Origin of the sequence: Segatella copri (assembly GCF_003465495.1) — a bacterium.
Classification (GTDB): Bacteria; Bacteroidota; Bacteroidia; order Bacteroidales; family Bacteroidaceae; genus Prevotella; species Prevotella copri_G.
In genome coordinates this window covers 13,894-28,773 of the sequence record NZ_QSAV01000007.1, presented here as the reverse complement: position 1 = coordinate 28,773, position 14,880 = coordinate 13,894, and the positions used below count along the sequence as shown (strand labels likewise).

Genomic DNA, 14,880 nt, shown 5'->3' with positions numbered 1-14,880 from the left:
CACCCCTTTTTATTTATTATGTATTGTTTCTGCGGATTCATTACCGGCGATGAACAGCATTCTAATTGATGATAATACCGCCATTTGGCTGAATCACAACCTTTGCCTTACCATTCTTGCCTACTTTCAAGGTCTTCTTTACCGAAGTGTAGAACTTCTCACCCTGTTTCTTTGGCTGGTCGGTAAGATATTCCACAGTCTTGCCAGCGAACATAGGCAGATTGAGGGTCAGGGTGAGCGGCTTGTCTGTAGCATTCAAACCACCGACAATCCATTTTCCGTTATTGATTGCTGCACCAGAGCCGTTCTCTTGAGACGCCTTACGGGCTATAACCGCATACTTCGTAGGATATCCTGCGATAAACTTCACATCGTCCCATGCTGTAGGCAAGCCCTTCAACCAGTCCAATTCCCATTGAGGAACATCCTGAAGATTGTTAGGATAGAGACAAACACAGTTTACGCTGCTCTGATTGGTGATAGCGGTTGCCATCTCGAAGACATCACTTGTATAGCGCTGATGGCGGCTCTTGTTATCTCTTGAAAGATATTTGTTCATCATCACGCCCCCCCAGTCGAAGCTGGCTACAGCATTTCTTGAGAACGGATGCATCGTCATCTCGAAAGCCTCCTTTTTGGCATGATAATCGGTGAAATATACATTCTCAGAAGCCAATGCTGCCTCGCTGGAAACATAGTTAGGATACATGCGCTCCCAACCTCTAGGCATGGTACAACCGTGGAAGATCACCTCCAGACCATAATCGTTGGCATCGCTCAGAATATCTTCGTAGAGTTTCATCGTCTCCTGCTTGTCACCACCGAAGAAATCAACTTTGATTCCCACAATACCTATCTTCTTCATCCAAGCCATCTCCTTCTTGCGGGCGATGGAATTGTTCATAATCTGACGTGGAGTCTGTGGAGCATCATTCTCGAAACCATTCGAATTATACCAGAGCATCAGACTAACCTGCTTGCTCTTGGCATACTGAGCCAATTTCTCAATCTTGTCACGACCGATGCGCTGGTCCCACCAGTTGTCTACGAGGATAGCCTCATAGCCCTGAGCCGCAGCAACATCTATCATCTTCACCTGGTCATCATAGTTGATACTCTCATCCTGCCAGATCAGCCAGCTCCAGGTATAGCGTGAAGGCTTATACTGCTGAGTTGGCTCATACAGAGGTTCTACCACATCGTAAGGGATGGTAGTTTCTACTATAGGAGCCAATGTGGTGCCAACGGTGATGGTACGCCATGGTGTTTCGCCCGGCAAAGGTATACCGGCATATTCTGAACCGATTCCGTTGTTTTCACCTTTCTGAGGGAAAGCTACCGTATATCCCTTCGCTGCATCATAATCAGAAAGTCTGCTGGCTGGATATGCACTCGATACTCCTGTTTCGCTGACCAATGCCCAACCGTCATTACCCACCTTGAAGAGACAAGGGAAGGTATAGCCCACACCAAACTGCGACTTCTTTGTCATCGGAGCATTCGGAGTATATTCTTCTTCGTAAGATGGTTTGGTTCGTTCCCAACCAGTCATCGGACCGATTTGAGGGCAGAGGAAAGTGGTGGTCTGCTCAGGGAAATTGAAACCGCTCACCTCATTATATATAATCACCGACTTAGGGTTATTCTTCTTCGGACGGATCATCTCATATTTGTAGGCAACATCGTTGTTGCCTACATGGAGATGCAAGGTCATGGAATCCTTCTTGGCATTGAGGAATCCGATGGTAGCCTCATAAACATCCTTTTCGATGTGGCTTTTCTTGATACGGGTCATGTCGTAAGAAAGATGCTTCTCTGTTCCTTTCATCGCACCCATGGTAAGATGCTGGGAGAAGTCGCCATAGTTGGCTACCAGTCCCAAGGCAGAAGGTTTAAGCATCTGCTTGCCATTCAGCTCTACCGAATAGAAAGCCTTTCCGTCTACACATTCCACCTTGACCGCCAATCTGCCGTCAGGTGAACTTACTTTATAATTGTTGGCTTTCGCACAAACCGTGCCGAGCAACAAAATACTAGCAATACAAACTTTTTGCTTCATTTTCATTTTATTGTTAGGTTGATTTATAATCTTCTCTATGATGCTACAGCAGTATAGCCGGCATACTACTCCAGTTACTGCTGCATACAACAAAACCGCATGCAAAGATAAGTTATTTTGCAGAGAAAAGAGTATACTTTTTGTTCAAAAAGCATCCATTTTCGTAAAATCTAACGAAAAAGAGACAAAAACGAGGAAAAATAAATGGTAAGAAAAGCCTTTAGATGAGAAGAAAACAAAAAGCCCCGACATCGCGTCGAGGCCTTTGAAGTTTTTGAATGTTTCAGCAGTTTGTGTTTTTTATGTAGTTATGATTTTATCGTTTTTGAAAATCAATTCTTTTTCTGGGTGCAAAATTAAGACAAATATTGATATTAATCAAATAAATCTCGATTTTTTATGCAAAAAACCACGTAAACGTTTACAATTTTTGCACACCAAAAAGACCATTTGTGAGCTGTTGTGGCTAAAATACAGCTGTGCATTTTGTGTCCTTTGAATATTTTCTGCCACATTAATAAAAAAGTTAAAATATTAATGCTATATTTTGTTTTCTCTGTATTTTACACTATCTTTGCACTATATTATATAGATAAAGAAAATAGATGAAAGAATTTGTAATATCAGAAGTCAAGGCGGAAACCGCTGTACTCGTGGGTCTGATTACCAAGACACAGGACGAAGCCAAGACAAAAGAATATCTCGACGAGCTGGAATTTCTTGCCGATACTGCGGGGGCTGTCACCGTAAAGCGATTCACGCAGAAGGTGGTTTCTCCTAACCAGACCACCTATGTGGGTAAGGGTAAACTCGAAGAAATCAAAGACTATATCAAAAACGAAGAAGAGGAAGATAGAGAAGTAGGTATGGTCATCTTTGATGATGAGCTTTCTGCCAAACAGATCCGTAACATCGAACAGGAACTGCAGGTGAAGATTCTGGACCGCACCTCACTCATCCTCGATATCTTCGCCATGCGTGCGCAAACCGCTGCGGCTAAAACCCAGGTAGAGTTGGCGCAATACCGCTATATGCTCCCTCGTCTGCAAAGACTCTGGACTCACCTGGAACGACAGGGTGGTGGTTCAGGATCGGGTGGCGGTAAGGGATCTGTTGGTCTGCGTGGACCGGGTGAGACCCAGCTCGAGATGGACCGCCGTATCATCCTCGGCAGAATGAGTCTCCTCAAAGAGCGATTGGCAGAAATCGACAAGCAGAAGACTACACAGCGAAAAAACAGAGGCAGAATGGTGCGCGTGGCACTGGTGGGCTATACCAACGTAGGTAAATCTACCATCATGAATCTGCTCAGCAAGAGCGAGGTGTTTGCAGAGAACAAACTCTTTGCCACCCTCGACACCACCGTACGCAAGGTGGTGGTAGACAACCTGCCGTTCCTCCTTGCCGATACCGTAGGATTCATCCGCAAATTGCCAACCGACCTGGTCGACTCATTCAAGAGTACCCTTGACGAGACACGCGAGGCCGACCTCCTTCTGCACGTAGTAGACATCTCACATCCCGACTTCGAAGAGCAGATCCAGGTAGTAGAGAATACGCTCAAGGAACTGGATTGCGCCGATAAGCCATCGATGATTATCTTCAACAAGATAGACAACTACTCATGGGTAGAAAAAGAGGAAGACGACCTCACACCGATGGAGAAAGAGAACATCCCGCTGGAAGACCTGAAGAAGACCTGGATGGCAAAACTCAATGAGGACTGCCTCTTCATCTCGGCAAAGAACAAGGAGAACATCGACGAATTCCGCGAGATACTCTACAAGAAAGTAAGAGAGTTGCACGTACAGAAGTATCCATACAACGACTTCCTGTACCAGGATTATGAGTAAGAACATAAATATCAATAACAAGTAAGTTATGAATGATTACAGACCTTTAACCACCGAGGAAATCGAGGTGCTTAAACATAACGACTGCTGGGCCGAAGACTGGACCTCAGTCAATGTATCAGAAGATTTCAAGCCCAACTTCATGCACCGCGTGATGCTCTATGGCGAAATAAACATCGGATCCTTCAACAAGAACGTGGAGGTGAGCCAGGGCTTCGTAAAGCATTCAGGCATCAACAATGCCACCTTGCGCAATGTAACCATAGGCGATGACTGTCTGATAGAAAACGTAGGCAATTTCATCAACAACTATACCATTGGCGATGATTGCTACATCTCAAACATCTCGACCATGGAAACCACCGAGGGAGCTACTTACGGCGAAGGAAATCTTGTGAGCGTACTCAACGAGGTGGGCGAAGGCAACGTAATCCTCTTCAGCGATCTGAACAGCCAGCTGGCAGCCTTCATGGTGAAGCATTTCCCTGACAAGGAAATGAAGGAGAAAATACGCCAGCTCATCAAGACCGACATCGACAACAAGATGCCGGATCGGGGCCAGATTGGCAACAATGTGAAGATCATCAATACCAAGGAGATTACCAACTGCGTAATCAATGATTACTGCGAAGTGAACGGTGCTTCCCGTCTGAGCGACTGTACGCTATTGGGCTCTGTGCATGGCAACGTATATATCGGCACAGGCGTTATTACAGAAAATAGCATCATCGCTGAAGGCGCCAGCGTCATCAACAGCGTAAAGATACAGGATTGCTTCGTAGGCGAAGCCTGCCAGCTGTCTAACGGCTTTACCGCATCAGCCTCCGTATTCTTCGCCAACTCCTATATGAGCAATGGCGAGGCTTGTGCAGCCTTCTGCGGTCCTTTCACCGCTTCTCATCATAAGAGCAGTCTGCTTATCGGAGGCATGTTCTCTTTCTATAACGCCGGTTCTGCCACCAACTTCAGCAACCATGCCTACAAGATGGGACCTATGCACTGGGGCATTCTGGAGCGCGGTTCCAAGACAGCCAGCGGTGCTTATCTCCTGATGCCAGCCACTCTGGGTTCCTTCTCAGTATGCTTCGGCAAGCTGATGCACCACCCAAACACCCGCAACCTGCCTTTCGCCTACCTCATTGCCGATGGCGACAAGATGTTCCTCATCCCGGGCAGAAACATCACTACCGTAGGTCTGTACCGCGACATCAAGAAATGGCCTAAGCGTGATCTCCGTGCTATGGAGAACCGCAAGAGCATCGTCAACTTCGACTGGCTTTCACCTTATTCTGTTGGCGAGATTCTGAAGGGTAAGAAGATTCTTGAAAACCTGCGCGAGGTAACGGGCGATAATGTTTCGCAGTATCTTTATCACGAATATATCATACCGGCTTCATCGCTCCACAAGGGCATCAAATATTATGATATCGCCCTCCGCATCTACATGGGTGCCGTATTGAAGCGTGTACTGAAGCGCGACCCAGCCATCACCCCTCCAGCCACCCATGTCGGCGTGGGCGATTGGGATGATCTTTCGGGACTCCTACTCCCGGTTTCTGAAGAAGAAGGCATCATTAGGGATGTGAAGGAAGGAACTATCGAGAATATAGAACAGTTGCTCGACCGGTTTGAAGAAATCAATGCCAACTATCGCGACTACCAGTGGGCATGGACCTACCAGATGATCTGCGATTACTACGGCATCAGTGACATCACACTCGAAGATGCCAACCGCATACACGAAGATTATATCAAGGCACGCCGCTCATGGATAGCAGAAATCCGAAAGGATGCTGAGAAAGAATTTGCCATGGGCGATGTGGAGGAAGAGGTTTTCCGCAACTTCGTCGACAGCCTCGACCAGGAAATAGAATACGAGAATTAATTAGACTTGAATATTTCAACAGTTTAAAATAACAAAAAACATTATGGCAAAAACTCCAGATTTTAAGTATGCTCCAATGTTCCAGATTGGAGAGGACAAGACAGAGTATCGCCTTATCTCTAAGGAAGGCGTAAGTACAGCAGAGTTCGAGGGTAAGACTATCCTCAAGGTTTCTAAGGAAGCTCTTACTTTGCTGGCACAGCAGGGTTTCCACGACGTAGAGTTCAAGCTCCGTCGTGAGCACAACCTCCAGGTAGCTAAGATTCTCAGCGACCCAGAGGCTTCAGAGAACGACAAGTACGTAGCTCTCCAGTTCCTTCGTAATGCAGAGACTGCCGTGAAGGGCATCCTCCCATTCTGCCAGGATACAGGTACTGCTATCATCCACGGTGAGAAGGGTCAGCGTGTATGGACCGACTTCGAGGATGAAGAGGCTTTGAGCCTGGGTGTATACAACACCTTTACACAGGACAACCTGCGTTACTCTCAGAACGCTCCTCTCAACATGTATGATGAGGTGAACACCCGTTGCAACCTTCCTGCTCAGATTGATATCGAGGCTACAGAGGGCGACGAGTACCGCTTCGTAATGGTTGCCAAGGGTGGTGGCTCTGCCAACAAGACCTACTTCTACCCAATGACCAAGGCTACTATCCAGAACGAGGGCACATTGCTCCCATTCCTCGTAGAGAAGATGAAGAGTCTGGGTACAGCAGCATGTCCTCCTTACCACATCGCCTTCGTTATCGGTGGTACTTCTGCTGAGAAGAACCTCCTCACCGTGAAGTTGGCTTCTATCAAGTACTACGATGAGTTGCCTACAACAGGTGATGAGACGGGTCGTGCCTTCCGTGACATCGACTTGGAGAACAAGCTCCTCGAAGAGGCTCACAAGATTGGTCTGGGTGCACAGTTCGGCGGTAAATATCTGGCTCACGATATCCGTGTAATCCGTTTGCCACGTCATGGTGCAAGCTGCCCTATCGGTATGGGTGTAAGCTGCTCTGCCGACCGCAACATCAAGGCTAAGATCAACAAGGACGGTATCTGGTTGGAGAAGATGGATGAGAACCCAACAGAGTTGATTCCTGAGGAGCTCCGCAACCCAGGTGAGGGTACCAAGGGTATCGAGATTGACCTCGACAAGGGTATCGACGCAGTTCGTGCTGAGTTGACCAAGTATCCTGTAAGCACCCGTGTTAACTTGAAGGGTACCATCATCGTAGCTCGTGACATCGCTCACGCTAAGCTCAAGGCTCGTCTGGATGCAGGCGAGGAGATGCCAGAGTACTTCAAGAACCACCCTATCCTCTATGCAGGACCAGCCAAGACTCCAGAGGGTTATCCATGTGGCTCTATGGGACCTACCACAGCCAACCGTATGGACCCATACGTAGATGAGTTCCAGGATCATGGCGCTAGCCTTGTAATGATTGCCAAGGGTAACCGTGGCGATGTTGTTACAGAGGCTTGCAAGAAGCATGGTGGTTTCTACCTCGGTACTATCGGTGGTGTAGCTGCCGTTCTCTCTAAGAGTTCTATCAAGAGCATCGAGTGCGTAGAGTACCCAGAGCTCGGTATGGAGGCTATCTGGAAGATTACCGTAGAGGACTTCCCTGCATTCATCCTCGTAGATGATAAGGGCAACGACTTCTTCAAGCAGTTGAAGCCTTGGACTCCTTGCAAGGAATGCCAGAAGTAAATGATACTGAAATCATGATAATGAAAAAAGCTCAGGGCAGATAGCCCTGAGCTTTCTTTTTATACTTACATCGGATAACCTGTTCTGTTTCCGAAACAGGAACATCCGTTTAAAGCAGCAGTTTATATGTCTTGCTTTGCATACCGGTTTCTACCCGCAACAGATAAACGCCTTGTCTGATACCCTGTAAAGAGAGACTGACTGTTTTTCCATCCGTACCAGACGCCTGTCTGAGCAGGTTTCCTCCCGTATTATACAGTTTAATCTTTCTCACGTCCTTGCCCGAAACCAAGAGTTGATGTCCCTCGCGACAGATCTCGGTTTCAGTATCAGAGATGGTAGCATTTTCTATTCCTGTAGCTGTATCCTGATAGAGGATAAGAATATCACCCTTTCGCTTGAGATAATAAGAAGGTTCCTGCGGATTCTTCAGTTCCACTTTCTTTCCTCCTATCTCGCCCATCACCCTGAACAGATAAGTATGCCCATCGGTCCAAGACAGATTACCCTTGCGCAGCCAGTAGCTATAAAGCGGCACGTCGAAAGCTGATGAGACGCTTACCTCATCGCTGATTCCATTTACCACTATTTCTTCCTTTGTATCTACATCTTCAGAGATGAGGGAAACATGCCCCTCGTAACTGCGGTCTTCTGTCGTACGCAGCGAAACCCCCATCTTGAAGAGAGATACCTTCGATACATCGACGCTTCCGGTTTCTATCTTCCCGTGCGAATCATCAGCCAGAAAGACTTCAGCTTTTGCCTTCAGCGGTTTCTCCTCTCCCTTTACCACCTCTATATAGGCTGCATCCTGATCGTGGATACCGTTGACCGGACAATCCTGGGTTTCGGCTTCATCCGAAGTAATCTCCAGTTTTACCTGATAATATCCCGGAGCAAGCTGGGCAGGAACCGAAAGGAGAATCGGGATTTCGGTCTCGCTGAAACCATCTATTTCGGTCAGCTGGTCCACACGTGTACTCAGCACAACCTCCTGGTTCTCATCCAGCAGTTTCACTCTCAGGTAACAGTCGCGCGGCACACCATTGAGGTTCTTGATAGTGAAGAAGGCACGTACCTTGCTGCCCTGTTCAGCTTCGCCGTCAAGCCTTGGCTGCCCCATCAGTTGGAAGCGGGCATCTTCCGAACAGATTTCAGAGATGCGGCCGGCACCGTCTTTCAGTTCCACCCCGATAACAGGTGCCTTCTTCATCGGCAGGAAATCATCCCATGAACCATCATCCTTCCGGGCTGCACATATAGCGATGATACGGTAATAGCCGTTTTCAAGACCGGCAAGACTGAGACTGATTTTCTGAGCCTGATTGATAAGATAATCAGTACCCATCCATCCCTTCTGCTCTCCGCCATAAAGTCTTTCCGTAAAGCCTCCCTGCTGATGATTATCAGAATAAACCACCTGCTTGAGATTCCCCACTTCATCATAAACAGCAACACCGATGTCACCCCTGAAAGGCTTGCCTCTGTTGACGAAGGAATTCATCTCGACAGTTACCGGCTGTGAAGGGTCGAATAACTTTCCCGACGCCTCTTTCAGGCTGAGAGAACCACCCTCATTGAACATCAGCTGCGGCGAAGTTTCCAGCAGTCCGCGCTCTATTTCGGGATATTTCCCGTTGTTGGGATGAGCTAATATGGCGGTAATGGCACGGTTAAAGGCAAGCGGTTTGCCCTGAAACTCACTTCCGGTCTGCGAAACATTGAGATTGGTGAGCGAATAATAGGCATCGCCCTGTCCCTCCCAACCGAAGTTCATGTGGAAGAGGCCGTTTTCATCGAAACCATCAGTTACCCAGGCATGACCGGAAGCCGAACCGGCTGGTCTGCCTTCCAGATAAACCGGACATCCGTTAAGCTGTTCCTGTCTCAGGATTTCTGCAAACCTCCCCGGTCCTTCTACAGCTTTCGTCACATAGGCTGCCGAATAATCGAAATGCTTCTGCAGCGCCTGATAGGCGAAGACTCCCTGGGTTCCACTTGCGCTGGGCGTATATTGCATGAAAGAAGCCACACCTACATCGTTCATCAGTAAGGCTACGGCATCAATCTCTGCAGGAGTAGCCTGAACCGGATAGCGGTAGTCGGGCAACATGTTGGCTCAGTCGTAGTGCGACTGACTGAAATCCGCACTTTTCTTGGTCTGGTAGTAGGTTACCACATATTCGTTTTTTCCCTGTCCCTGAGCCGGCCACTGATGATAATACATCATCTGAGCCACAGCCGTAGCCACACAGCCGCTGTAATCATATCCCGTTTTAGCATTAAACGGATACGACTGTCCCCATTTGCTTTTCATCATCGGCGCTACGGTTTTAGAGTAAAGTCCGGTGCGTGTATGGCTTTGCACCTTCACCTTTCCTTCTTTCAGCACCTCGAAAGTCTGTCAGTATCCCGAAAGCAGCAGTTTTACGCAGGGATTGGCATTGAGCGTATCGAGACTACCTTCTTTGCTGTATCCCAGCACTTCCCCCATCTGGTCATTACCTGATACGATAACGAATCCCTGTCCCCGCGCATCATTATATATATAATAAGGTGAACCGGTCTTATTTTTCCTACCCTTCTCCTTTGCTTTCATACCGGTATCTTGCGGCAGAGTAACATATCTCTTAGCTATCTCCGCCGCCTTCTGCCAATTGATTTCCTCGGCACGAACAGTTTGCGAACTGGCTATCAGCAGAGCTATGAATCCCACCAACAGGAACCCGTTTTTCAGTCCCTTCCATTTTTTTCTTTCTTCTTTCTTTTTCATTTCTTCAGGTCTTAATATTTGATATTGAGTTAATTACGCCACCTTCTGGAAATATCAGATTAGCTACACTTTGCCATCATCCAGAAAGTTTTCTGCAAATATACAACTTTTCTTTGTAAAAAAGAGACTTTTCCAAATATTCGTGTGTTTATAAAATAAAAGTTTTTTCCAATTTTCTTGCTTATTACGAATAAAAGTCTTAACTTTGCAGCAGACTTAGGAGAAAGCCGAATATCTCGGAACAAATAAGTGATAATATGGGATAGCGTATGAAACAGGTTATTTAGCTTTGCTTATCCATATCCTATCATTATGAGTATAGGGAAAATCCTATGCTATATTAGGGTTTATTCTATCCATATATCACAAAAAACATTTAATTTTGCAGCAGAAAATGATAATAATATAAAATTATATGAAAAGAATTATTTTGTGTACATCTATGTTGTTCATGGTAATGGTATTTACTCATGCACAAGAGAAAGCTAACGTATTGGTTGAGAAGTTTACTGCAGAAGGCGGTTATACTGACAGTGATATACGAACTTTAAGGGAAAATGTTATTAGAGCATTAGTCAAGACTATGCGAGTTAACGTTTTAGATGCAGAAAACTGTAAAGCCACTGACAAGCAGTATACTTTACTTAAAGGTCATCTTCAAAAACCAGCCGTATCCAGCCAAACTGCAGAAGATAAAGGAGAAAGATTTACGCTGACAGAAGTAAACCTTAACTATGTTATTACTATGATTAAGCCGAATTCGCAGGAATCTCCTACTTCGTTTATGTTCACAACCAGAGGTAACAGCATGAGTGGCGAGGCTGATGCGATTGCTGATGCATGTAAGATGGTAAAGTTAAGCATGACCAAGATGATGGAAAAGGTGTTTCCTGTGGTTGGAAAGATTGTATTAATTGACAATGCTAAAGATGATAAAGCTCTGACCGTATATATTAATCTGGGAGCATCAAACGGAATTAAAAAGGGACAGAAGTTTGATGTTGCCATCATGAAAGACGTAGCTGGAGAGCAAGTAGCCAAAAATATTGGAACATTGACCGCAACAGAAGTTTCTGATACAAAAACTCTTTGTAAAGTCAATAGTGGCGAGGTTGACATTTTCTCATCTGTAAATTCCAGTGTAGATATGGTTGTCAAAACCCGTGAGAAAAAGGGACTTTTAAAAGGATTAGGCGATGTTATGGGAAATGTATATGGTGGTAGCGGATTCATTGCAGACTCTGGTATGCAAGTGGAAAAATCTACAGAGAATACAATTTCGGCTGCTTCAGTAACTGGTAATGTTGGAACAGCAGCATCAAGTCAAAAGACCGGTTCAACAAGTAAGTTCAGCTACTATGATTTTATTTCCGAACCTAATGGGCGTAAATACATCGAACCAATTCTTGATTGGTCTGCAAACAAAGCTACTATCACAGCTTATATGAAGGAAGCAGGCTATGTGAAGAGCGATGAAGACATGTTAGCTTTTGCCAGTGATGATGATGATGACCCTCATAGTCCATCCATCATGTATATGATAATGAATGGCCAGTACTTCAGTGCAACATCTATGCTTATGCAAGTTAAAAAAGAAAGCGTTTTAACATGGATGAAGCAGCATTACATCTATAAGGGGAAAAACAATGGAGGCCTTGCCGATTTGCATAATTTTATTTCTAAAGATAAAAAAACAAGTATTATGGTCAGTTTTATGAATCTGAATGAATCAGAGTATTCAACTGTTACCATAGCATACCAAAAAGAATTCTAATTAATTGAGTTGAAGATAGTGCCGATAGGGTTTATCTTATTCGGCACTTTATTTTTATGAAAAGAAACAGAGTATTTTGCAAGTTTCCTTGCATAATAAAAATAACTTGTCTCTGCTGCTATAAAAATGCAAGAAATAGCCCCCAAAAACAGCATGATTATTTGGACAAACCAATATTTATTCTTATCTTTGCATCCTATTTTTCATAGTAAGTATTTTAACAGTAAAAACTCAAAATGATGAAGCAGAAAAAACATCGAAAGATTCCGGCACTGGCTGCTAGAACCACACTCGTGGCAGCGATGACCCTGATGGCATCCTGCTCCACCGATCATCACAGCCGTATCTGCTCCTGGCATCTGTCTGCCACCTCCTTCCTATGCGTAACACAGATAATAGTTTTATCGGCATACGAAGTAAAAAGCCGGTCGAAAAGAAGCTTCTCGGTTTCGGCATCCAGCGATGAGCTGATTTCATCCAACAACAGAATGTTACCTTTGCGCAAAAGACTGCGGGCTATAGCAATGCGCTGTGCCTGACCGCCACTCAAACGGGTGGCATGATCTCCTATCTTCGTATCCATACCTGCCGGCAAACTGAACACGAAATCGGCACAGGCTACATTAAGGGCTTCGGTAAGCTGCTCATCGGTAGCCACGGGATTGGCAAGAAGAAGATTATCGCGAATAGTTCCGCTCATCAGCGTATTACCCTGCTCTATATACACGATATGCGAACGCATGGCATAGAGGAGCATCAGCGAGGTGTCAACGGTTGCCTTGAGGGATCCGGAAGCCGACTTCTGGCTGAAGGTGCCAGCAGGAACCAGAAGACTGGAATGCTGATAATCATGACCTGTAACCAATATCGATTTCATATCACTCATTGCCATCAGGAACGTCTTCTGCTTCTCTTCCAGACTACCACTGATAATGAGCTGTCCCTCCTCATCCTGTCTGCATTCCTCCTTGAAACCGGCAGGTTTCCTCAGTTCTTCCCCGCTTTCGTTCAAGGTAAGAGAGAAGGAGGTCAGGGCAGCAGATGCGACCTGTTCTTCGCATTCAAACGCCTAATAAGCCTCCAATAAAACAGCCATCATCTCCTGAGAGGAATCAGGACAAGAAAGGCTGAACCCGACATGGGCTACCTGATAATGCTTTATAATAGATTCCATTATTCTGTAATTTCAGTTATGCTCCCTATAAGGAACGGTTCAAGTTTTTCATTACTGCAACAAAGGCTCAGAGCCCTCATTGTCTGCAATTTCGCAACAAAAAAACGATTTTTATCTGAGAAAGCCAAATCTTTCTCTATCTTTCTTCAAATTACTGAAGTTTTGCAGATGGAAATCGGCGCACAAAAAAAAGAGATGAAGCTAAATCTACGTTGCTTCATCTCTTTTTATATGATCTCATATTCAGTATCTTACTGCATATCGTAAACCACCTGCATGAGTTTCTTGCCCAGTTCATCAGCCTGCTCCATGGTAGAGGCCTCGCTATATACGCGGATGATAGGCTCGGTATTACTCTTGCGGAGGTGAACCCACTTGTCAGGGAAATCGAGCTTGACGCCATCGATATCTGTTACGGTGACATCCTTCTCCTTACCATACATCTCCTTAACCTTCACGAGGATAGCATCTACATCGGTAGATGGAGTGAGGTCGATGCGGTTCTTGGCAATGAAATAGTTAGGGAAGCTGGCACGGAGTTCGCTCACCTTGCAGCCCTTGTGAGCCAGACTGCTCAGGAAGAGGGCGATACCAACGAGGGCATCACGACCGTAATGGCTCTCTGGATAGATAACTCCACCATTGCCTTCACCACCGATAACAGCGTGAACATCCTTCATCTTGGTAGTTACATTCACCTCGCCTACAGCAGCTGCGGTGTACTTGCCACCATGCTTCTCGGTAACATCACGGAGGGCACGGGTAGATGAAAGGTTGCTGACGGTATTGCCTGGAGTCTTGCCCAATACGTAATCTGCCACACTTACCAAGGTATACTCTTCGCCAAACATCTTGCCATCTTCGCAGATGAAAGCCAGGCGGTCAACATCAGGGTCTACAACGATACCCATATCGTAGCCACCCTTCTTCAACTCATCCATGATACCACCGAGGTTCTTCTCCAATGGCTCCGGATTATGAGCGAAGTCGCCTGTAGGCTCACCATTGAGGAAAGTATATGCTACACCGAGCGCATCGAGCAACTCTGGAAGTATAACGCCACCAACTGAGTTGATGGAATCTACACAAACCTTGAAGTGGGCATTCTTGATTGCTTCGACATCTACGAGTTTCAAAGCAAGTACGGAGTCGATATGGCGCTTGTTGAAGGTATTGTCTTCAGTATATTTTCCGAGATGATCCACATCCGCATAGTCGAAGTCTTCCTTCTCTGCGATACCCAGCACCTCGTTACCATTAGCTGCTGTGAGGAACTCACCCTTCTCGTTGAGGAGCTTGAGGGCATTCCACTGGCGTGGGTTGTGAGAAGCTGTGATGATGATACCGCCGGCGGCACCACTCATGGTAACAGCAAGTTCGGTGGTAGGAGTAGTAGCCAGACCGATGTTCAGCACATCGTAGCCCATACCCATGAGGGTTCCACAAACCACATTCTTTACCATCTCGCCAGAGATGCGCGCATCACGGCCTACAACGATGGTATTACTCTCTGAAGCACCGCTACGGCGAATGAAGGTAGCGTATGCTGAAGTGAACTTTACGATATCGAGCGGATTCAAAGTATCGCCCGCTGGACCGCCGATAGTACCGCGGATACCAGAAATTGACTTAATCAGTGTCATAAATATATCTCTTTTTA

The 14,880-nt window shown here is 46.0% G+C and carries 9 protein-coding genes and 1 pseudogene; 4 read left to right on the top strand and 6 right to left on the bottom strand.

Features of this window, described 5'->3' with window-relative positions; translation table 11 throughout:
* Window positions 1-61: 61 nt before the first annotated feature.
* Complete coding sequence (locus DWV53_RS03175) at window positions 62-2,059, bottom strand: glycoside hydrolase family 97 protein (protein WP_118151598.1); 1,998 nt, start codon at window positions 2,057-2,059, stop codon at window positions 62-64.
* Window positions 2,060-2,664: 605 nt separating this feature from the next.
* On the opposite strand from DWV53_RS03175, the gene hflX reads away from it, so the two are divergent.
* The 3 genes from hflX to DWV53_RS03160 are packed head-to-tail and all read left to right on the top strand — an operon-like array spanning window position 2,665 to window position 7,499.
* Window positions 2,665-3,912: a GTPase HflX gene (gene hflX, locus DWV53_RS03170; protein ID WP_118151596.1), complete on the top strand. Its 1,248-nt coding sequence runs from the start codon at window positions 2,665-2,667 to the stop codon at window positions 3,910-3,912.
* Window positions 3,913-3,940: 28 nt separating this feature from the next.
* Entirely contained in the window at window positions 3,941-5,797 is a 1,857-nt protein-coding gene (locus tag DWV53_RS03165; protein ID WP_118151594.1) for a DUF4954 family protein, read from the top strand.
* Window positions 5,798-5,840: 43 nt separating this feature from the next.
* Complete coding sequence (locus tag DWV53_RS03160; protein ID WP_118151592.1) at window positions 5,841-7,499, top strand: fumarate hydratase; 1,659 nt, start codon at window positions 5,841-5,843, stop codon at window positions 7,497-7,499.
* Between the two features lie 109 nt (window positions 7,500-7,608).
* On the opposite strand, the gene DWV53_RS16050 is transcribed toward DWV53_RS03160, so the two are convergent.
* The 3 genes and pseudogenes from DWV53_RS16050 to DWV53_RS16040 all read right to left on the bottom strand — a co-directional run bounded on the left by DWV53_RS16050 (window position 7,609) and on the right by DWV53_RS16040 (window position 10,272).
* Window positions 7,609-7,962, bottom strand: coding sequence for a T9SS type A sorting domain-containing protein (locus DWV53_RS16050; RefSeq protein ID WP_259318900.1), 354 nt, complete (start codon window positions 7,960-7,962; stop codon window positions 7,609-7,611).
* A 1,287-nt stretch (window positions 7,963-9,249) separates the two neighbouring features.
* Window positions 9,250-9,816: pseudogene (locus DWV53_RS16045) on the bottom strand (C10 family peptidase); the annotation flags it as partial.
* Between the two features lie 87 nt (window positions 9,817-9,903).
* The gene (locus DWV53_RS16040; RefSeq protein ID WP_259318898.1) at window positions 9,904-10,272 is read right to left on the bottom strand and encodes a Spi family protease inhibitor; all 369 of its coding nucleotides are present in this window, start codon (window positions 10,270-10,272) and stop codon (window positions 9,904-9,906) included.
* 415 nt (window positions 10,273-10,687) lie between these two features.
* Between DWV53_RS16040 and DWV53_RS03150 the strand changes: the two genes are divergently transcribed.
* Window positions 10,688-12,046: a hypothetical protein gene (locus tag DWV53_RS03150; protein WP_147468727.1), complete on the top strand. Its 1,359-nt coding sequence runs from the start codon at window positions 10,688-10,690 to the stop codon at window positions 12,044-12,046.
* Window positions 12,047-12,380: 334 nt separating this feature from the next.
* Here DWV53_RS03150 and DWV53_RS03145 read toward each other — a convergent pair whose 3' ends face one another.
* Window positions 12,381-13,058, bottom strand: coding sequence for an ATP-binding cassette domain-containing protein (locus tag DWV53_RS03145; RefSeq protein WP_259318897.1), 678 nt, complete (start codon window positions 13,056-13,058; stop codon window positions 12,381-12,383).
* Between the two features lie 413 nt (window positions 13,059-13,471).
* Window positions 13,472-14,863 carry a phosphoglucosamine mutase gene (glmM, locus tag DWV53_RS03140; protein ID WP_022120332.1) on the bottom strand — a complete coding sequence of 464 codons (1,392 nt, stop codon included), beginning with the start codon at window positions 14,861-14,863 and terminating at the stop codon, window positions 13,472-13,474.
* Between the last annotated feature and the right edge of the window lie 17 nt (window positions 14,864-14,880).

Excerpts from the sequence above, each read along its gene's own strand:
- DWV53_RS03175 (WP_118151598.1), bottom strand. The coding sequence starts at position 2,059 with ATGAAGCAAAAAGTTTGTATTGCTAGTATTTTGTTGCTCGGCACGGTT.
- hflX (WP_118151596.1), top strand. The coding sequence starts at position 2,665 with ATGAAAGAATTTGTAATATCAGAAGTCAAGGCGGAAACCGCTGTACTC.
- DWV53_RS03165 (WP_118151594.1), top strand. The coding sequence starts at position 3,941 with ATGAATGATTACAGACCTTTAACCACCGAGGAAATCGAGGTGCTTAAA.
- DWV53_RS03160 (WP_118151592.1), top strand. The coding sequence starts at position 5,841 with ATGGCAAAAACTCCAGATTTTAAGTATGCTCCAATGTTCCAGATTGGA.
- DWV53_RS16050 (WP_259318900.1), bottom strand. The coding sequence starts at position 7,962 with ATGGGCGAGATAGGAGGAAAGAAAGTGGAACTGAAGAATCCGCAGGAA.
- DWV53_RS16040 (WP_259318898.1), bottom strand. The coding sequence starts at position 10,272 with ATGAAAAAGAAAGAAGAAAGAAAAAAATGGAAGGGACTGAAAAACGGG.
- DWV53_RS03150 (WP_147468727.1), top strand. The coding sequence starts at position 10,688 with ATGAAAAGAATTATTTTGTGTACATCTATGTTGTTCATGGTAATGGTA.
- glmM (WP_022120332.1), bottom strand. The coding sequence starts at position 14,863 with ATGACACTGATTAAGTCAATTTCTGGTATCCGCGGTACTATCGGCGGT.